Annotated in this window: 18 protein-coding genes; 4 read left to right on the top strand and 14 right to left on the bottom strand. The window is 69.7% G+C overall.

Going from position 1 to position 16,686, the window contains the following annotated elements; all coding sequences use genetic code 11:
- Positions 1–19: 19 nt before the first annotated feature.
- From EHF44_RS02365 to EHF44_RS02320, 10 genes are all read right to left on the bottom strand, one after another.
- Positions 20–997 (bottom strand): type II secretion system F family protein, encoded by a 978-nt coding sequence (locus EHF44_RS02365; protein WP_124682249.1) that lies wholly within the window; start codon positions 995–997, stop codon positions 20–22.
- A 76-nt stretch (positions 998–1,073) separates the two neighbouring features.
- A complete protein-coding gene (locus EHF44_RS02360; RefSeq protein ID WP_124682248.1) occupies positions 1,074–2,435 on the bottom strand; it encodes a CpaF family protein in 1,362 nt (453 codons plus the stop codon).
- Between the two features lie 21 nt (positions 2,436–2,456).
- A complete protein-coding gene (locus EHF44_RS02355) occupies positions 2,457–3,650 on the bottom strand; it encodes an AAA family ATPase (RefSeq protein ID WP_124682247.1) in 1,194 nt (397 codons plus the stop codon).
- A gap of 37 nt (positions 3,651–3,687) precedes the next feature.
- Positions 3,688–4,020, bottom strand: a complete 333-nt coding sequence (locus EHF44_RS02350; protein WP_253699942.1) for a hypothetical protein — start codon at positions 4,018–4,020, stop codon at positions 3,688–3,690.
- A 29-nt stretch (positions 4,021–4,049) separates the two neighbouring features.
- Positions 4,050–5,861, bottom strand: coding sequence for a type II and III secretion system protein family protein (locus EHF44_RS02345; protein WP_124682246.1), 1,812 nt, complete (start codon positions 5,859–5,861; stop codon positions 4,050–4,052).
- An 82-nt stretch (positions 5,862–5,943) separates the two neighbouring features.
- Positions 5,944–6,795, bottom strand: coding sequence for a Flp pilus assembly protein CpaB (gene cpaB, locus EHF44_RS02340; RefSeq protein WP_124682245.1), 852 nt, complete (start codon positions 6,793–6,795; stop codon positions 5,944–5,946).
- Between the two features lie 14 nt (positions 6,796–6,809).
- Positions 6,810–7,013 (bottom strand): hypothetical protein, encoded by a 204-nt coding sequence (locus tag EHF44_RS02335; protein WP_124682244.1) that lies wholly within the window; start codon positions 7,011–7,013, stop codon positions 6,810–6,812.
- A 142-nt stretch (positions 7,014–7,155) separates the two neighbouring features.
- A complete protein-coding gene (locus EHF44_RS02330; RefSeq protein ID WP_124682243.1) occupies positions 7,156–7,761 on the bottom strand; it encodes an A24 family peptidase in 606 nt (201 codons plus the stop codon).
- A gap of 137 nt (positions 7,762–7,898) precedes the next feature.
- The gene (locus EHF44_RS02325; protein ID WP_172965998.1) at positions 7,899–8,078 is read right to left on the bottom strand and encodes a Flp family type IVb pilin; all 180 of its coding nucleotides are present in this window, start codon (positions 8,076–8,078) and stop codon (positions 7,899–7,901) included.
- Positions 8,079–9,149: 1,071 nt separating this feature from the next.
- Positions 9,150–10,079, bottom strand: coding sequence for a LysR substrate-binding domain-containing protein (locus EHF44_RS02320; protein WP_124682242.1), 930 nt, complete (start codon positions 10,077–10,079; stop codon positions 9,150–9,152).
- Positions 10,080–10,170: 91 nt separating this feature from the next.
- On the opposite strand from EHF44_RS02320, the gene EHF44_RS02315 reads away from it, so the two are divergent.
- A complete protein-coding gene (locus tag EHF44_RS02315) occupies positions 10,171–11,460 on the top strand; it encodes an MFS transporter (RefSeq protein WP_253699940.1) in 1,290 nt (429 codons plus the stop codon).
- A gap of 22 nt (positions 11,461–11,482) precedes the next feature.
- On the opposite strand, the gene EHF44_RS02310 is transcribed toward EHF44_RS02315, so the two are convergent.
- From EHF44_RS02310 to hemL, 4 genes are all read right to left on the bottom strand, one after another.
- Positions 11,483–12,019, bottom strand: a complete 537-nt coding sequence (locus EHF44_RS02310; RefSeq protein ID WP_124682241.1) for a TPM domain-containing protein — start codon at positions 12,017–12,019, stop codon at positions 11,483–11,485.
- 11 nt (positions 12,020–12,030) lie between these two features.
- On the bottom strand, positions 12,031–12,855 hold the full coding sequence (locus EHF44_RS02305; RefSeq protein WP_124682240.1) for a TPM domain-containing protein: 825 nt from the start codon (positions 12,853–12,855) through the stop codon (positions 12,031–12,033).
- A 27-nt stretch (positions 12,856–12,882) separates the two neighbouring features.
- On the bottom strand, positions 12,883–13,485 hold the full coding sequence (locus tag EHF44_RS02300; protein WP_124682239.1) for a LemA family protein: 603 nt from the start codon (positions 13,483–13,485) through the stop codon (positions 12,883–12,885).
- Positions 13,486–13,642: 157 nt separating this feature from the next.
- Entirely contained in the window at positions 13,643–14,935 is a 1,293-nt protein-coding gene (gene hemL, locus EHF44_RS02295; RefSeq protein WP_124682238.1) for a glutamate-1-semialdehyde 2,1-aminomutase, read from the bottom strand.
- A 256-nt stretch (positions 14,936–15,191) separates the two neighbouring features.
- Here hemL and EHF44_RS02290 point away from each other — a divergent pair, with 256 nt between their 5' ends.
- From EHF44_RS02290 to EHF44_RS02280, 3 genes are all read left to right on the top strand, one after another.
- Entirely contained in the window at positions 15,192–15,362 is a 171-nt protein-coding gene (locus tag EHF44_RS02290; RefSeq protein WP_011298773.1) for a rubredoxin, read from the top strand.
- Between the two features lie 363 nt (positions 15,363–15,725).
- Complete coding sequence (locus EHF44_RS02285; protein WP_124682237.1) at positions 15,726–16,220, top strand: response regulator; 495 nt, start codon at positions 15,726–15,728, stop codon at positions 16,218–16,220.
- A gap of 31 nt (positions 16,221–16,251) precedes the next feature.
- On the top strand, positions 16,252–16,620 hold the full coding sequence (locus tag EHF44_RS02280) for a response regulator (RefSeq protein ID WP_124682236.1): 369 nt from the start codon (positions 16,252–16,254) through the stop codon (positions 16,618–16,620).
- Positions 16,621–16,686 lie beyond the last annotated feature (66 nt).

The raw sequence follows: 16,686 nt of genomic DNA, 5'->3' as shown, positions 1-16,686 counted from the left end.
TCGCTTGGGGTGAAGGGCGTCAGACGTGGATGCGCACGATCTGGCGCATCCAGACGATGCCCACGCACGTCATCGCCACGGCGTACCAGAGCATCTTGATGCCGGCCGGATCGGTCCAGAGCGTGGCCATCAGGTCCGGGTTGATCTGGTACACGATGCCGCCGACGATGACCGGCAGCGCGGTCAGGATCCAGCCGCCAAGCCGTCCTTCGGCCGACAGCACGCGGATCTTGTCCATGAGCTGCAGCCGCTTGCGGATCAGGCTGCCGACGTTGTCCAGGATCTCGGCCAGGTTGCCGCCCGATTCGCGCTGGATCAGGATCGCGATGACCAGGTAGCGCAGGTCTTCCAGCGGCACGCGGTCGTTCAGCCCAGCCAGCGCGTCGGCCAGCGGAATGCCGTAGTTGATCTCGCCGAACACCAGCGCCAGTTCCGTGCCGATGGGCGCGGGCAGCTCCTGCCCGGCCATGTCCAGCGCGCTGGGCAGCGAGTGGCCGGCCCGCAGCGCGCGCGCCAGCAGGTCCGCCGCCTCGGGTAGCTGGGCCTCCAGCGTGGCCAGCCGCCGGGCGCGGCGGCGCAGCAGGTACAGCAGCGGCAGCGCCGCCGCGCATGCGGTCAGCGGCACCAGCGCGAACCACGGCGGGTGGAACGGCACCAGCCCCGCCACGGCCAGCAGCCCGGCCATCGCGCAGAGCGCCAGCAGGCGGCCCACCGACCAGTTCAGGCCCGACTGCAGCAGCATCAGGTCGAGCTTGTCCACGCGAGGCAGCCGGCGCAGCAGCTGCGCCATCTCCGGGGATTCGCTGAGCACCCGCTGCTTGAGGATGCTGGCATCCGCCGCGTGGCTGGCGCTGTTGAGCATGGCCGCCTCCACGCGATGGCTGAAGCGCCGCGCGCGCTGGCTGCGTGTCTGGTGCCACCACTGCCACGCGCCGGCGGCGCCCAGCACGCAGGCCAGGAACACCGACACCGCGAATCCGATCATCGTCCCGTTCATGATGTGCTCCCCCGTATCCCCGTATCCTCGTATCCCCGTATCCCCGATTCCTTGTTCTTGTGGCGGCCCCGCCGCGCTAGACCTCGTGCATCGCCGAGGGATCGAACAGCGTCTCGGGCAGGTGGATGCCGAACGCCTGCAGGCGCTCGCAGAACTTCGGGCGCACGCCCGTGGCGCAGAAGTGGCCCCGGATGCGGCCGTCGCGGTCCACGCCCTTGCGGCGGAACGTGAAGATTTCCTGCATGTTGACGACCTCGCCCTCCATGCCGGTGATCTCGCTGACGCTGACCAGCTTGCGCCGGCCGTCGGTCAGGCGCGTCACCTGCACCACCACCGACAGCGCCGACGTGATCTGCTGGCGCATGGTGCGGATCGGCAGGTTCAGCCCGGCCGTGCTGATCATGTTTTCCAGCCGCGTCAGCGCGTCGCGCGGCGTGTTGGCGTGGATCGTCGCCAGCGAGCCCTCGTGGCCCGTGTTCATCGCGTGGAGCATGTCCAGCGCCTCGGCGCCGCGCACTTCGCCCAGGATGATGCGGTCCGGGCGCATCCGCAGCGCGTTCTTGACCAGCGCGCGCTGCGTGATCTCGCCACGGCCCTCGATGTTGGGCGGCCGGGTTTCCAGCCGCAGCACGTGGGCCTGGCGCAGCTGCAGCTCGGCGGCGTCCTCGATCGTGACGATGCGCTCGTCGGCCGGGATGTAGCCGGACAGGATGTTCAGCAGCGTGGTCTTGCCGCTGCCCGTGCCGCCGGAGATCAGCACGTTGAGCTTGGCCTGCACCATGGCCTCCAGCAGCTGGGCCATCTGCGGGGTCAGCGTCGACAGCTCCACCAGGTCCTTCACCTGCAGCGGATTGACCGCGAAGCGGCGGATCGACAGCAGCGGGCCGTCGATGGCCGACGGCGGGATGATCGCGTTGATGCGCGAGCCGTCGGGCAGCCGGGCGTCCACCATCGGGCTCGACTCGTCGATGCGCCGGCCCATGCGCGACACCATCTTCTCGATCACGCGCAGCAGGTGGGCGTCGTCGAGGAACGTGATGTCGGTCAGCTCCAGCTTGCCGCGCCGCTCCACGTAGACGCGCCGGGCCGTGTTGACCAGGATGTCGGAGATCGTCGGGTCGGCCAGCAGCGGTTCCAGCGGGCCGTAGCCCAGCATCTCGTCCTGGACGTCGGACACCAGCCGGCGCCGTTCGGCCTCGTTGAGCGGATGGTTGCCTTCGTCGACGATGCGCTCGACCACCTGGGCCAGTTCGCGCCGCACCTGCTCGGGCGTCATCTGCTGCAGGCGGCTCAGTTCCACGCGGTCGACGATGGTCTGGTGGATCTCCATGGCCAGTTGCTGGTAGGCCGGGCTGACCGCGCCGTTGCCGTTGGCACGCGCCACGCGCTGCGGCATGGCCTCGCCGGCCTGCTGGAAGAGTTGTTCTCGCAAGGACATGATGGTCTCCGTGCGTGCGGGTCAGGCGCGCGCCGCGGCCGGCACCTGCGTGCCGTGGCCGAACAGCTTGCGCAACAGGCCGTCGCGCTGCGGCGCGGCCCCGGGATAGATGTCGGCCGCCAGCGCCAGCAGCGCGCGCGTCAGCGCGCCCTTGGGCGCCACCTGCAGCAGCGGCAGCCCCTGGCTGCTGGCCTCGCGCACGGGCGCCGTGTCGTTGGGCAGCAGGTGCGCGAACCGCATGCCGAAGGCGTTCTCCATCGTGCGCGGGTCGATCGGCGCGTGCTTGTCCTGCCGGTTCAGCACCAGGCGCAGGCGGTCGGTGTGGTAGCCGAGCGAATGGCACAGGTCCAGCAGCCGGCGCCCCGCGCGCAGGTGCGACAGGCTGGGCTGCAGCACCGGGTAGATCAGGTTGCTGTGGTCCAGCACGACGAGCGACATCGGGTTGATGTCCTGCCCCACGTCGAGCACCACCACGTCGTACTGCTGGCGCGCCACGTCGAGCAGCCGCTCGATCTGCGCGGCCTTGATCTCGCCGGCCTTGACCGGGTCGCCGGCGGCCGGCACCACGTCGAAGCCGGGGCCCACGTGGGTCACGCAGGCATCGAGCAGCGCGGCGTCGAGCCGGTCGATCTGGCGGCACACGTCGGTCAGCGTGGCGGGCGGCGTCTGGTCGGTCAGCACGAACGCGGCGTCGCCGTACTGCTGGTTCAGGTCCAGCAGCAGCACGTGCTTGCGGTGCTGGGTGGCCAGCATGTGCGCCGTGTTGGCCGCCAGAAACGTGGTGCCGCTGCCGCCCTTGCACGACACGAACGACAGCACCTGGCCCTCGGCGCGCCCACCGCTGAGCGCGTGGCTGGTGCAGCGCTGCAGCTCGTCGCGGAACTCGGCCGCGTCGGGCGGCCACGGCAGCACGCACTGCACGCCGGCCCGCATCGCGCGCATCAGCAGGTCCGCCGACGGGTTGCCGGTCAGCAGCATGCAGAGCGTGTCCGGCGCCTCGGTGCGCAGGCGGCGAAGCTGCGCGATGTCGTCGGCGCTGAAGTCGGGCGCGGCCACGATCAGCAGGTCGGTGCCGAGCGTCAGGCCCGGCTGTGACAGCGCCACGCCGGGCGCGGCCAGCGTGCGCTGCACCACGTGGCTGGCGCTTTGGGCGATCAACCCGGCAACGTGCTGCAGTTGCGAGTCATCGGCGGAGACTGCGACGATCTTGGCCATGGCCGGCTCCTGAAGGCTGACGTTTGGGGGCGGCGCGCTAGCGGCCCATGTTGGACAGGCCGCCGCCCTGCGCGGCACCCACGCCGATGCGGAAGGCATTGCCGTCCGACGGCGGCGCCTGGTACAGGCCGTTGAAGCGGTCCATCGCGGCCGTGGACGCCCGGGCGTTGACGTTGATGCCGGGGTCGGCGTTGTTCGGCGCGTCGGGGTTCAGCGTCTGCATCGCCCGCACGATGCGGACCGATTCGCCGAAGTGCTGGTCGTAGACCGGTGACGTCGACATGCAGCCGGTGAGGCCGGCCGCCATGGCCAGCACGGCGGCGAGGAGGAGGGGGCGGCGCAGCGGCGCCGGCACGAAGGCTTGAGACATGATGGGCTCCTTGATCCGGGCGACGGGGCTTACTGTTGGGCCGGGGCCGGGGCATCCGCGGCGGCCAGCGCGGTCGCGGCCGGTACCGGGATGGCGGTCACGGGCGCCGGGGCGCTGCCGGGCACGGGCATCGGCGTGGCGGGGGCGGCCGGGGCCGTGGCGGGCGCGGCATTCGGCATCGCGGCCGGCTGTACGCCGGGCATCGGCGCCGGCGGCTGCGGGCGGCCTTCCATGTTGCCGGTGGCGTAGACCTCGCCGCGATTGACCGTGCCGAAGCTGTCGGTGGGCAGCGGATAGGTGGCCGGCAGCGGCTTGACCAGGCGCGGCGTCACCACGAACAGCAGCTCGGTGCGGTCCTGCTGGAAGTTGGTGCTGCGCATCAGCGCGCCCACCACCGGCAGTTCGCCCACGCCCGGCAGCGCCTTGAGGCTGCCCGTGATGTTGTTCTTGATCAGGCCGCCGATGGCGAAGCTCTGGCCGTCGTAGACCTGCAGCGTGGTGGACGCGCGGCGCGTGTTGATCAGCGGCAGGATCGTCGCGCCGGACACGTTCGGCGCGGTCAGCGCCACCCCGGTGGGCGACAGTTCGGACACCTCGGGCGCCACCTTGAGGTTGATGCGGCCGTTCTCCATCACCGTCGGCGTGAAGCGCAGGCCGACGCCGAACGTTTCCTCCTGCAGGATGATCGTCGTGGTGTTGCCGCCAAAGCTCTGCGGCACCGGGATGAACACCTTGCCGCCGGCCAGGAAGCTGGCCTCCTGGCCGCTGATGGCCATCAGGTTCGGCTCGGCCAGGATCTTGACCAGGCCGTCGCCGCGCTGGGCATCGAGCGCGAACTTCAGCGGCAGGTTGTTGGCCTTGCTGAAGCTGAGCAGGTCGCTGGCGCCCGACGACAGGAAGTTGGCCAGCAGCCCGAAGCTCCAGCTGCCGAACGCGCCCTGCAGGTTCACGGCGGAGCCCATCTGGTCGATCAGCGTCTTGGACACCTCGGCCACCTTGACCTCCAGCATCACCTGCTGCGGCGCCTCCACCACCATCATGTTGATGATGCGCGGGCTGCGCACCGGCATGCCGGCCGTGGCCGGGTTGGTGAGCTGCGTCATGCTGGTCTGCTGCTGCTGCGGGGCCTGGGTGGCCTGGCCGTTGGCGGCCTGCGCCGGGCCGCGCGTCTGGCGGATCACGAACGCGTTGGCGATGTCGAGGATCTTCTGCGCCTGCACGGCGTCGGCCACGCTGCCGGTCAGCACGAGGCTGTCGGCCGCCGACGACACACGCACGCGGCGCGCCTCCGGCACCAGCTCGCGCAGCGCCGACTGCAGGCCGCCCGGATCGGCGCCGACCGTCAGGTCAATCACGCTGCAGGAGCCGCTGCGGCCCTGCACGATCATGTTGGTCGAGCCCACTTCCTGGCCCAGCACGTACAGCGTCTGCGGCGACACCAGCATCGCCTGGGCCACGTTCGGGTTGCCCAGCGTGCGGCTGCGCACGGGCTCGGGCATGTCGATCATCGTCGACTTGCCCACGGGCACGGCCACCTCGCGGCGTTCGCGCACGGTGCCGGTGCAGTTGGGCCCGCGCACGGTCTGGGTCTGGATCTGCGCGTCGCGCTGCGCGGCGGCTCCCGCTGCGCCGCCGGGCTGGACCGGACCGGCCAGTTGCAGCGGGCGGGCCTGGGTGGCGGCGCCCGACGTGGCGATGGCCGCTTCCACGCCGGCCTGGCTGTTGGCGTGGCTGCTCCAGAGCGCGGCCATGACCGCGAGCGTGAGGGCCGGTGCCCGGAGCTGCGTGGCAAGGCTGCTGGTGCGGCGCGCGGCGCCGCGTGGCTGTTGATGACGTTCCATGATGTTCCCCCGGATGGTTGGCCCGCCTGCTGGAGCAGTTACCTTGCGGCCTGCTTCTTGCCGGCTGGCGGGCACCGATGTGTCAGAAGCACTCTTGCCGTTGCTGGTTGCCGCTGATGACGCCGATGCAGTCGGCGGGCGCCTGGCGCTGGGCCACTTGCCTCACCACCTGCACGGTCTTGACCACCGGCGCGGCGGCGGCGATCACGGGTACCTTGAGCAGCGAATCCTTGGTGGCGCCGGCGGTGTCCACCGGGCGCGGGTCCACCTGGTTGCGCAGCACCAGCGAGAGCGTGCCCACGCTGCGTGCCAGGTCGATCTTCTCGGCTTCCTCGGGCGAGACCTCCAGCGTCACGGCGTTCACCACCTTGGGCTTGGTCTCGTCGCGGTTCACCTCCTGCGCCACGGCCAGCACCAGGATCTTCTCCAGCACGATCTTCGAGATCGACTGGTCGTTGCGGTCCGCCGCGGCGGTGCCGGGCTTGCCGTCCTTGTCGCGCTGCGTGTTGACGATGATGTCGACGAAGCTGCCCGGCAGCGCAAAGCCGGCCACGCCCACCACATCGTTCACGCGCACCGTGATGGCGCGCTTGCCGCTGGCAATCACCGCCGACAGACCGCCCTTGGTGCCCACCGGCGTCAGCTTGGAGTCCAGGATCGGCTCGCCGCGCGCCAGGCTGGCCTTGGTGACGCGGCCATCGAGCGACTGGACGTCGCTGGCCACGCCCGGCGGCAGGCTGGCGGACGGCCAGTCAACGAGCTTGATGGCGTCGGGCGTGAGCTGCTGGCCCAGGTCGATGTCGGCACTGGCCACGGCCACCTTGGTGATGCCGCTGGTGCCTTGCTGCATGAGCCAGCGCGACGCCAGCACCACGGCCGTCAGGCCCGCAATCGTTGCCACCAGCAACATGAAGAGGATGCGCAGGTTTTTCATCTCGGTCTCCGCGATCAGAAGAGGTACGGCCGGTGCGCCCGCACGATGGGGCAGGCCACGGGGCGCGCGGCGCCGCCGGCGTGCCGGACGTCGCCACCGGTGCGCCGGCGGGTACGGGTTGCGTGGTGCACGCCGTGCGCGGGCGTGCTGCTGTGGCGATGTGGCGCGGCGCTGGGCCGTGTGCCCGGTTGCGCGTGTGTGCGGCTGCTTGCGTGCATGGCCGTCTCCCCCGTTCCTGACCGTTCGCCAGCCCCTGCGGGCGGTTTCGGCCGTTTGCTTCGAACTGCCTGCTTTCTCAGGCGCAGCACGTGGCTGCGCGGACCCCGTCTGACTAGCGTGGCGAAGGTGACGCCGCCGCCGTCAGAGCACTTCCCATTTCACGAGCAAGGTGCCGGCCGCGATGGCGACGGCATACGGCAACCTGGCCGCCTTGCCCGTTGATGTTTGCGATGCCGGCGCGGCGTGCTTGGCGCCATCGGCCTTGTCCTGTTGCGCGGTGGCGCCCGCTGCCGGGCCGCGCCGTGCCGCCGCCGCGGCCAGCCGCCCGAACGGCAGCGCCAGCAGCAGGCCCGACAGGCTGGCAAGCGTGCGGCGCGACTCGCGATGGATCGCCATCGCCGCCAGGGCCAGCACGCCACCCACCAGAAAGCTGACCACGGCCACGTGCGCGCCGCCCAGCGGCCCCATGAACGCACCCACCGCACCCATCAGCTTCACGTCGCCCGCGCCCATGCCGCCCAGCAGGTACACGGCCAGAAAGATGCCCATACCCGTGGCCAGCCCGGCCAGCCAATGCAGGCTGCCGTCGCGCGGGCCCAGCGTGGCGATCTGCGCCGCCAGGGCCAGGACCATCCCGCTGGCAACCAGCCAGTTCGGGATGCGGCGCGTGCGGGCGTCGCCGATGGCGGCCACCGTGACCATGGCGGCCAGGCTCAGGTTGGCGAGCGCGGTAATCGTGGTGGTCATGGCAGTGTCCGGTGGCGGTGGGCGCCGGTTGCGCGGGGCGCGTGGCCCGGCGCAGCCGTCCGAATTCGAGTGGTGTTGCGCTGCAATCGAACCGGCGCCGCTGGCGCAACGTCGCCGGTCCGCTTGCAGCATGTCGATCAGGCGGCGGAAAGGGCCGTCGCGATCGAGTTCCAGATGGTGCCGACGGCGGTCTTGACGGTCGTGCCGTACGTGACCATCACCAGCGCCACGAAGGCGAGCAGAAGGGCATACTCCACGCCCGCTGCGCCGTCTTCTTCACGAACAAAACGCTTGAAACCTTCGAACATGGAGGTCATGTCCTTCTCCTTTGACGTCATGGTTTGTGGAAAAAAGCGCCCGCTGGAGATCGGGCACAAGGTTTCGGCCGATACTGCCGGCCGAGGCCAAACCGCAAGGCCATCACTGACGTGGCGTCCGTACGATTCCACCTGGCTCAGTCCGGGTGCGCCGGAAACATCCGGCGTGGCCCGGTCACCCTGTTGCCTGGCCGCCTGACGCGGCACCGGCATCCTGGGGGAGGGCGCCGCGAGCCGATCCTTACTGCTCTCCAGGGATCGTCTCGCGCCTGAATTGCTGCAAAACCTGCGGCGGTCCGGCCTGTTGATCGGCCTTGCCCACCCGGGCGGCACTGCAGCGTGCCGGCCCTGTTCGCTCCCTGTTTCGGACCTTTCGGCCCCCCGTCCCACTGTGTTGGTCTGTGGTCCCGGCATCGTCTGTTGCGAAGCCTGCGAACCTGCCGTGGTTGCGGGACATGGAGCGACGAGCGTGCCACTGGACGCAAGTCGTTGATTTACAAGGGAGTGGGTTTTGGCCGCTGCGTCGTTTGCGAGACGTTGTAACCGGATGTTTCGAAAACTGTGCAGGCCGGATACATCACAAATTTCGGGAACATTAAGGAATTACAACGGAAGGTGCGGACAGCGACGCTTCAAACGCACACGGAAGTCTCGTAAGCGGCGCACGCTGCGGGAAAGCGCGAAGGGTGGCCTGGCGACCAAAAACGTATCAATCGTGAAGCGCCTGATACGCCATGAATCGAAGGTAGGCGGTGTAGACAGCGCGCAGGGGTGGTGGGGCTACGCCGAATGGCTATGTGGCGCAAAACGCGCCGGCTCGCGGGCGAGGGGTGCCGGCGCGCACTCTGTACGATCCGTGGCTCATCCGTTCAGCCGACGCCAGCGCGGAAAGGATCGTCTGGGGCACCTGGCCCTCGTCCTGAAGTACGAGGGCGGGGTCATCATGGCCGCGCGGACAGGCTGCGGCCAAAGTGTTTCGTTCTTGAAACCTATGGAGGAATGTGATCGATGTTGTTACGTGTATGAAGCGTACGTTGGCCCACACAACGGGGCGTCGAAACGAGAAGTGTTTCAGCCGGGAGACGGCCATGCAGATTCTTCCACCTGCTCGCGCAGCCAGGCATGAAAGCGCACGATGGCTTTCTCGCGCGGGTTGCCTTCGCGCCACGTGACCCAGTAGTGCAGGCTCGACGGAATGCGCGTGGTGCCGATCTGCACGAGCTGGCCGCTGGCCAGATAGTCGTGCGCCAGTTGCGCGCGCGCCGTGGCCACGCCCAGCCCGGCCACGGCCGACTGCAGCATCAGCCCGGCGTCCTGGAAGATCGGCCCGCGCTCGGGCTCCACCGGCGGCAGGCCGGCCAGCAGCAGCCAGTCGCGCCAGGGCCGCAGCGCAAAGCGGAGCATCGGCAGCCGGGGCAGGTCCGCCACCGTGAAACCGGGGTAGCGCGCCAGCAATGCCGGGCTGGCCACGGCGATCACGTGGTCCTCGATGAGGTTGTGGCATTCAAAGCCGGGCAGGTCCACGCGCTGGTGCCAGATGCCGACATCGACCGAATAGGGGTCGGGCGGCGAGATCTCGGCATGCAGCCGCAGGTGCAGGTCCAGTTCCGGCGCCTGCGCGTGCAGGCTTGGCAGCCGCTGGATCAGCCACGCATTGGCCAGGTCGGCCATGACGCTGACCTGGAGCCGGACGACAGGCGGGCTGGCCACGTCGCCGGCCACATCGCTGGCCTCGCGCAGCGCTGCTTCGAGCTGGTCCAGCGCGCCGCGCACCTGTTCGGCCAGCCGGGCGCCGGCGCTGGTCGGCGTCATGGTCAGCCCCGTGCGCCGGAACAGCTTGGTGCCGAGGTTGTCCTCCAGCCCGCGGATATGGTGGCTGATGGCGCTGTGCGTGAGCGCCAGTTCCTCGGCGGCGCGCGAGAAGCTGCGGTGCCGCGCGGCGGCTTCGAGGGCGCGCAGGGCCTGGAGCGGGGGCAGGTGAGGGGGGCGGTTGGTGACCATGGCGGGGGCGGAAAGTCGTCAAATTCTACTCACAATTGACGCGGGTATCTTTCACTGGCCTTGCACCATGGTGGTGATCACAATGGCAGGCATGAACTCTTCCACTGCCGATACCGGGCGGGCCCCCACCGCCGATGCGCTGCGCCCCGCTTCGCCCCATGCCTCGCCCGCCCGCTGGCGCGTGCTGGCGTTTTTCTCGCTCGGCTTCCTGGTCTCGTACATCTTCCGTGGCGTCAACCTGGGCTTTGCGCCGTACCTGACGCGCGAACTGGGCCTGACCGCCGGCGACCTGGGCCTGCTCACGAGCTTCTACTTCCTGGGGTTTGCCTGCGCGCAACTGCCGGCCGGCATCCTGCTGGACCGCTTTGGCCCGCGCCGGACCGAGGCGGCGCTGCTGATGCTGGCCGTGGCCGGATCGCTGGTCTTTGCGTGGGCGCCGGGCATGATCGGGCTGGCCGCCGGACGCGCGATGATCGGCGTGGGCGTCTCCGTCTGCCTGGGCGCCGCCATCCAGGCCCTGTCGATGTGGTTTCCGCTGTCGCGCATGCCGCTGCTGAACGGGCTGGTGATGGCCATCGGCGGGCTGGGCGCGGTGGTGGTGGGGGCACCGCTGTCGTGGCTGCTGTCGTGGACGGACTGGCGCACGGTCAGCGCCGGGCTGGCCGCCATCTCGTTCGGCATGGCCGTGCTGCTCTGGTTTGGCGTGCCCGACGCGCGGCGCGCCGGCAAGGAAAGCTTTGCCGAGCAGTTGCGCGGCACGCGGCTGATCCTGAGCAGCGAGCGCTTCTGGCGCGTGGTGCCGCTGACGCTGCTGAACCAGGGCATCTTCCTGGCCGTGCAGACGCTGTGGGTCAGCGCCTTCATGCGCGACGTGCAGGGCCTGTCCGCCGGCGAAGGCGCGCGGCTCGTGTCGGTGATCGGTATCGCGATGATGGCCGGCTGCGTGGGCGCCGGCTGGGCCGCCCGCCATCTGGAGCGGCGCGGCATCAGCCTCTATGCGTTCGCGGGGTTCGGCATGATGGCGTTCATCGTCGTCCAGCTCCTGCTGATGGCCCACCTGCCGTTCGTGCCGCTGGGCGTGTTGTGGGCGGCCTACGGCGTGTTCGGCTCCAGCGGCATCCTGACCTACGCGCTGCTGGCCCGCCGGTTCCCGGACGCGCTGATTGGCCGCGCCACCACGGCCATGACGCTGACCGTGTTCCTGGCCACGTTCCTGTTCCAGATCGGCATCGGCTTCGTGCTCGACTTCTTCCCGGCCGTGGACGGCCACTACCCCGTGGCGGCCCACCTGTGGGTCTGGGGCGCGCTGGTGGTGGTGCAGGTGCTGGCTGCGGTCTGGTACCTGATGGAGAAGCGGGAGCCGGAGGCGGCGGGGCGCTGAGCGGGTGCGCGGCCACGCCGCGTCACAGGATGATCGGCCGGTCGTCGAGTTCGTTCGGATTGCGGCCCGCCTCGGCCGGAAAGTGCTCGGTCAGCAGGCCGTGGATCTGCGCGATGGCGTCGAGCACGGGTTTGACCGACAGGTCCTTCTTCAGCCCGTGGGTCAGTTGCTCGCACAACGCCTGCCACGCTTGCGGGCTGACGCAGGCGTCGATGCCCCGGTCGGCCAGCAGCTCCACGGCGTGGTCGGCCAGGTTGATATAGAGCAGCACGCCGGAATGGTCCTCGGTGTTCCAGACCTCCAGCGCGCCGAACAGCGCGCGGGCGCGCTCGCGCGGGGTCACGCCGCGCCACGCCAGCCCCAGCGGCAGGCTGGCTTCGATAACCACGCGCACCTCGCCCCGGTGATGCTGCTCGCCCTTGTGCACGGCCACCTGGATCTGGTGGCGCGCGGCGTCGGGAAACGCCCGGCGCGCCAGGCTGGGGCCGGTGCCCAGGTGGCGCAGCGCGCGCTGGATCGAATGGTTCAGGGCCGGTCGGGCAGGCTTCGGTTTGTGCATTGCTGTCCCCCTTACCAGTTGCCCGAGGCGCCGCCGCCGTCGAAGCCACCCCCGCCGCCGCCGCCGAATCCGCCGCCGCCACCGCCCCCGAAACCGCCGCCGCCAAAGCCGCCACCGCCGCCCCAGCGTCGCCCGATCTCGTAGCCGGTCATGCCGCCGAGCCCGCCCGCCGTCCCCGTGGGCCAGCCGCGCCGCGTGGTCACGACGTGCGGCCGTCCGCCGCGCCGCATCATTGCCGACAGGAAGAAGAACACGATGATCGCCAGCGGCAACAGCACGGGCAGCCAGTCGTCCATCGCCACATTGCCCTGGCGCCGCCGGTCGGGCGCGGCCAGTCCTTCCTTGTCGATGGTTGCCTGGATGGCCGAGATGCCGGCGGCCAGCCCGCCGTAGAAGTCGTTCTGGCGAAAGTGCGGCGCCATGACGTCGCGCAGGATGCGGGCCGACATGGCGTCGGTCAGCGACCCCTGCACCCCGCGCCCTACCTCCAGCCGCATCTTGCGCAGCCCCGGCGGGTTGTCCTTGGCGATCAGCACGATCACGCCGTCGTCCACGCCCTTGCGGCCGGCGCGCCAGGCGTCGGCCACGCGGATGCTGTAGGCGTCGATGGTCTCGGGCTCCGTGGTGGGCACCATCAGCACGAAGATCTGGCTGCCGCGCTGCTGCTCGTAGTCGGCCAGCACGTTTTCCAGCGCGTTGCGCTGGTCGGCGCTCAGCGTGCCGGTCAGGTCGGTCACGCGCGCGTTGAGCGGCGGCACGACCACGAAGCCATCGGCCGCCCACGCCGGCAGCGCCAGGGCGATGGCCAGGAACCAGAGCGTGGCGAGCCTGCGCATGGTGGCGTCCCCGGGGCGGCCGGTCGATCAGAACTTCACGGCCGGCGGCGTGGAGATCGCCTTCTCGTTCTCCACCGTGAACGACGGCTTGACCGGGTACTTGAACACCATCGCGGTCAGGTTGGTCGGGAAGCTGCGCGCCAGCACGTTGTAGTCCTGCACCGCCGCGATGTAGCGCTGGCGGGCCACAGTGATGCGGTTCTCGGTGCCTTCCAGTTGCGACTGGAGGTCACGGAACGCCGCGTCGGCCTTGAGGTTCGGATAGTTTTCGGCCACCGCCAGCAGCCGCGACAGCGCGCTGGTCAACTGGCCCTGCGCCTGCTGGAAGCGTGCGAACGCCTCCGGATCGTTGAGCGTCTCGGGCGTGACCTGGATGCTGGTGGCCTGCGCCCGGGCCTTGGTCACCGCCTCCAGCGTCTCGCGCTCGTGGCTGGCGTAGCCCTTGACCGTCGCCACCAGGTTCGGAATCAGGTCCGCGCGGCGCTGGTACTGGTTGACCACCTCGCCCCAGGCCGCCTTGACGGCCTCGTCCTTTTTCTGGAAGTCGTTGTAGCCGCAGGCGGAAAGCAGGCTGGCCAGCAGGGCGAGCACGAACCAGCGGAACAGGGCGGGGGTAGGAATGGTGCGCATCAAGGGGCTCCTCGGTCTCCGGCATCACAAGGCTGGAGTGTAGCGCAGCGTCGTCCGCCTGCCGGGCAAAGTGCGGGCGGGTTGACCGGCCCGGGGGCGGCCGGCGCGGCGGGCCCTCCCTCGCGCATATTAGGAACGCGCGGGGAGGGCGCAACCGTCACCCGGCGCGGAACGCCGTCTCGGCTGCCCGGATCGTCTGGTCGATGATCGCGTCGTCGTGGCAGGCCGAGACAAAGCCGGCCTCGAACGCCGACGGGGCCAGGTAGACGCCTTCGGCCAGCATGGCGTGGAAGAAGCGGTTGAAGCGGCCGACGTCGGCCTGGGTGACCTCGGCAAAGCTGGCCGGCACGTCGTGGGTGAAGTACAGGCCGAACATGCCGCCGATGGCGTCGGCGCAGAACGGCACGCCGGCCGCGCGGGCGGCGGCGGTGAGGCCGTCGGCCAGCTTGCGGGTCTGGGCGGCCAGCCGGTCGTAGAAGCCCGGCGCCTGGATCAGCTTCAGCGTGGCCAGGCCGGCCGCCACGGCCAGCGGGTTGCCGGACAGCGTGCCAGCCTGGTAGACGCCGCCCAGCGGCGCCAGCTTGGCCATGATGTCGCGCCGGCCGCCGAACGCCGCCGCCGGCATGCCGCCGCCAATCACCTTGCCCAGGCAGGTCATGTCCGGGCGGATGCCGTAGTGCGCCTGCGCGCCGCCCAGCGCCACGCGGAAGCCGGTCATCACTTCGTCAAAGATCAGCACGCTGCCGTGCTCGCTGCACAGGTTGCGCATGGTCTGCAGGAACGCCTGGCTGGCGCGCACCAGGTTCATGTTGCCGGCCACGACCTCGACGATGACCGCCGCGATCTCGCCCTTGTGGCGCGCGAACGCTTCTTCGAGCTGGGCGACGTTGTTGTACTCCAGCACCATCGTGTGGCGCGTGACGTCGGCGGGCACGCCGGCCGACGACGGCGCGTTCTGCGTGGTATCGGCAAAGGTCAGCAGGCCCGAGCCGGCCTTGACCAGCAGGCTGTCGGCGTGGCCGTGGTAGCAGCCCTCGAACTTGATGATCAGGTCCCGGCCCGTGAAGCCGCGCGCCAGCCGCAGCGCGCTCATGGTGGCCTCGGTGCCCGACGACACCAGCCGCACCTGCTCGATCGACGGCACGAGCTTGCAGATTTCCTCGGCCATCACGATCTCGGCCTCGGTCGGGGCGCCGAACGAAAAGCTGTGCGCGGCGGTTTCCTGCACGGCGCGTACCACGTCCGGGTGGGCGTGGCCGACGATCATCGGGCCCCAGGAGCCGATGTAGTCGATGTACTGCTGGCCGTCGGCGTCCCACATGTACGCGCCCTGGGCCCGGGTGATGAAGCGCGGCGTGCCGCCGACGGAACGGAAGGCGCGCACGGGCGAATTGACGCCGCCGGGAATGGTCTGCTGGGCGCGGTCGAAGAGCTGCTGGTTACGGGACATGGGAATCTGGCCAAAAAGAGGGTCGGGGAGGAGACAGGCGTCCGGTGCGGGGGCGCTGGCGGGGCCCGGGCGGCCACGGTTGCCGGAAAACCGGGCAATCGCGACCGAAAGCGTGCCGTTCGGACGGCATCTGCACGCCAAATTGCACGAACGCGGCGATATTGGGCCGTTCGTGCCGGCCCATGGGTGGCGTCATCGGCGCCGATTGGGTACCATCATGCGCTGGATTTTAATGGAGACTGGCAAGAGCCTGCATATGGAATACAAGACTTGGATGTGCCTGATTTGTGGCTGGATCTACGACGAGGCCACCGGCGCGCCGGAAGACGGCATCGCCCCGGGTACCAAATGGGAGGACGTGCCCATCAACTGGACCTGCCCGGAATGCGGGGCACGCAAGGAAGATTTCGAGATGGTGGCGATCTGAGTCCATCCTCGGAAAACGGCCGCCCGTCGCGCCAAAGCGACAGACCGGCCGGTGGCGCCGGGGTCTGCGGATTGACGGCCCCCCCACGAGTTGTCACACTCTGCGGCAAAACTGAACATCCGTCCGGCCGCGCCGCCCAAGGCAGGCGCGCCGAAGACGGGGTGCCGCGGCACTGGCAGTAGGCAGTAGAACGGCAGGCGTGCAAACAGAAGCGCGCCGCCACCGGCTTGGGTAGCCGGGATTTTTTTGACTGGGAATAGGAAATCGGGGGCCGCCGGTCCGCCATGCGCGGCGCCGTGCGGAAGTTCTCAAGTGAATGCCGACGCCTGTTGTGTCACGCAGGACGTGGGTCGCGGGAACAAGATGCGGGTCACTCAAACAGAACAAGACACGTCTGTCGATGGGGTCAACGCCGGCGGCCACGCCGGTGCCAGCGGGGCATCCACGGCGGCCACGGCCGCGGTGAAGGTGCTCGTGATCGACGACTCCAGCACCATCCGCCGCACGGCGGAGATCTTCCTCGCGCAGGCCGGATTCCAGGTCATGCTGGCCGAGGACGGCTTCGAGGCGCTTGCCAAGGTGGGCGACCTCCATCCCGACGTGATCTTCTGCGACATCCTCATGCCGCGGCTCGACGGCTACCAGACCTGTTCCCTGATCAAGAAAAGCCCGCGCTTCCACGCCATCCCCGTGATCATGCTGTCGTCCCGCGACGGCGTGTTCGACCGGTCGCGCGGCAAGCTCGTCGGCGCCCATGACCATCTGGCCAAGCCGTTCTCGCGCGAAGCGCTGCTGCAGGCGGTGCACGCCTGCATGGCCGGCTGCGCGCACGAGGCCGGCGCGGCCGTGGCGGCCTGACCGGGCCGCCGAAGTATCCAGGAACCACACAATGACCATCAGCAAAATCCTAATCGTCGACGATTCGCCCACCGAAGCCCTGTTCATGTCCGACCTGCTCGGCAAGAAGGGCTTCAAGGTCTCCGTGGCCGGCAACAGCGAGCAGGCCATGGCCCGGCTCGACGCCGAAGCCTTCGACCTGATCCTGATGGACGTGGTGATGCCGGGCCAGAACGGCTACCAGGCCACCCGCGCCATCAAGCGCGACGACCGCTTCAAGGACATCCCCGTGATCATGTGCACCAGCAAGGGCCTGGAGACGGACCGCATCTGGGGCATCCGCCAGGGCGCCTCGGACTACATCGTCAAGCCGGTGGACGGCGAGGAACTGCTGTCGAAGATCGCCGCGCTGGCGCATTGAGCGCCGGGCGCCGCGCCACGGGGCGCGCCGTGGACGCCGCGGGCGGCAACACGCCGGCGGCGCCCG

The sequence above is a fragment of the Cupriavidus pauculus genome (assembly GCF_003854935.1).
GTDB lineage: Bacteria > Pseudomonadota > Gammaproteobacteria > Burkholderiales > Burkholderiaceae > Cupriavidus > Cupriavidus pauculus_C.
Note: the sequence above shows the minus strand (reverse complement) of the source record. Positions and strands in the feature narration are given on the sequence as shown.

Excerpts from the sequence above, each read along its gene's own strand:
- EHF44_RS02345 (WP_124682246.1), bottom strand. The coding sequence starts at position 5,861 with ATGGAACGTCATCAACAGCCACGCGGCGCCGCGCGCCGCACCAGCAGC.
- EHF44_RS02335 (WP_124682244.1), bottom strand. The coding sequence starts at position 7,013 with ATGCACGCAAGCAGCCGCACACACGCGCAACCGGGCACACGGCCCAGC.
- EHF44_RS02355 (WP_124682247.1), bottom strand. The coding sequence starts at position 3,650 with ATGGCCAAGATCGTCGCAGTCTCCGCCGATGACTCGCAACTGCAGCAC.
- EHF44_RS02315 (WP_253699940.1), top strand. The coding sequence starts at position 10,171 with ATGAACTCTTCCACTGCCGATACCGGGCGGGCCCCCACCGCCGATGCG.
- cpaB (WP_124682245.1), bottom strand. The coding sequence starts at position 6,795 with ATGAAAAACCTGCGCATCCTCTTCATGTTGCTGGTGGCAACGATTGCG.
- EHF44_RS02320 (WP_124682242.1), bottom strand. The coding sequence starts at position 10,079 with ATGGTCACCAACCGCCCCCCTCACCTGCCCCCGCTCCAGGCCCTGCGC.
- EHF44_RS02350 (WP_253699942.1), bottom strand. The coding sequence starts at position 4,020 with ATGTCTCAAGCCTTCGTGCCGGCGCCGCTGCGCCGCCCCCTCCTCCTC.
- EHF44_RS02330 (WP_124682243.1), bottom strand. The coding sequence starts at position 7,761 with ATGACCACCACGATTACCGCGCTCGCCAACCTGAGCCTGGCCGCCATG.
- EHF44_RS02325 (WP_172965998.1), bottom strand. The coding sequence starts at position 8,078 with ATGACCTCCATGTTCGAAGGTTTCAAGCGTTTTGTTCGTGAAGAAGAC.
- EHF44_RS02300 (WP_124682239.1), bottom strand. The coding sequence starts at position 13,485 with ATGCGCACCATTCCTACCCCCGCCCTGTTCCGCTGGTTCGTGCTCGCC.
- EHF44_RS02285 (WP_124682237.1), top strand. The coding sequence starts at position 15,726 with ATGCGGGTCACTCAAACAGAACAAGACACGTCTGTCGATGGGGTCAAC.
- EHF44_RS02305 (WP_124682240.1), bottom strand. The coding sequence starts at position 12,855 with ATGCGCAGGCTCGCCACGCTCTGGTTCCTGGCCATCGCCCTGGCGCTG.
- EHF44_RS02310 (WP_124682241.1), bottom strand. The coding sequence starts at position 12,019 with ATGCACAAACCGAAGCCTGCCCGACCGGCCCTGAACCATTCGATCCAG.
- EHF44_RS02280 (WP_124682236.1), top strand. The coding sequence starts at position 16,252 with ATGACCATCAGCAAAATCCTAATCGTCGACGATTCGCCCACCGAAGCC.
- EHF44_RS02360 (WP_124682248.1), bottom strand. The coding sequence starts at position 2,435 with ATGTCCTTGCGAGAACAACTCTTCCAGCAGGCCGGCGAGGCCATGCCG.
- EHF44_RS02290 (WP_011298773.1), top strand. The coding sequence starts at position 15,192 with ATGGAATACAAGACTTGGATGTGCCTGATTTGTGGCTGGATCTACGAC.
- hemL (WP_124682238.1), bottom strand. The coding sequence starts at position 14,935 with ATGTCCCGTAACCAGCAGCTCTTCGACCGCGCCCAGCAGACCATTCCC.
- EHF44_RS02365 (WP_124682249.1), bottom strand. The coding sequence starts at position 997 with ATGAACGGGACGATGATCGGATTCGCGGTGTCGGTGTTCCTGGCCTGC.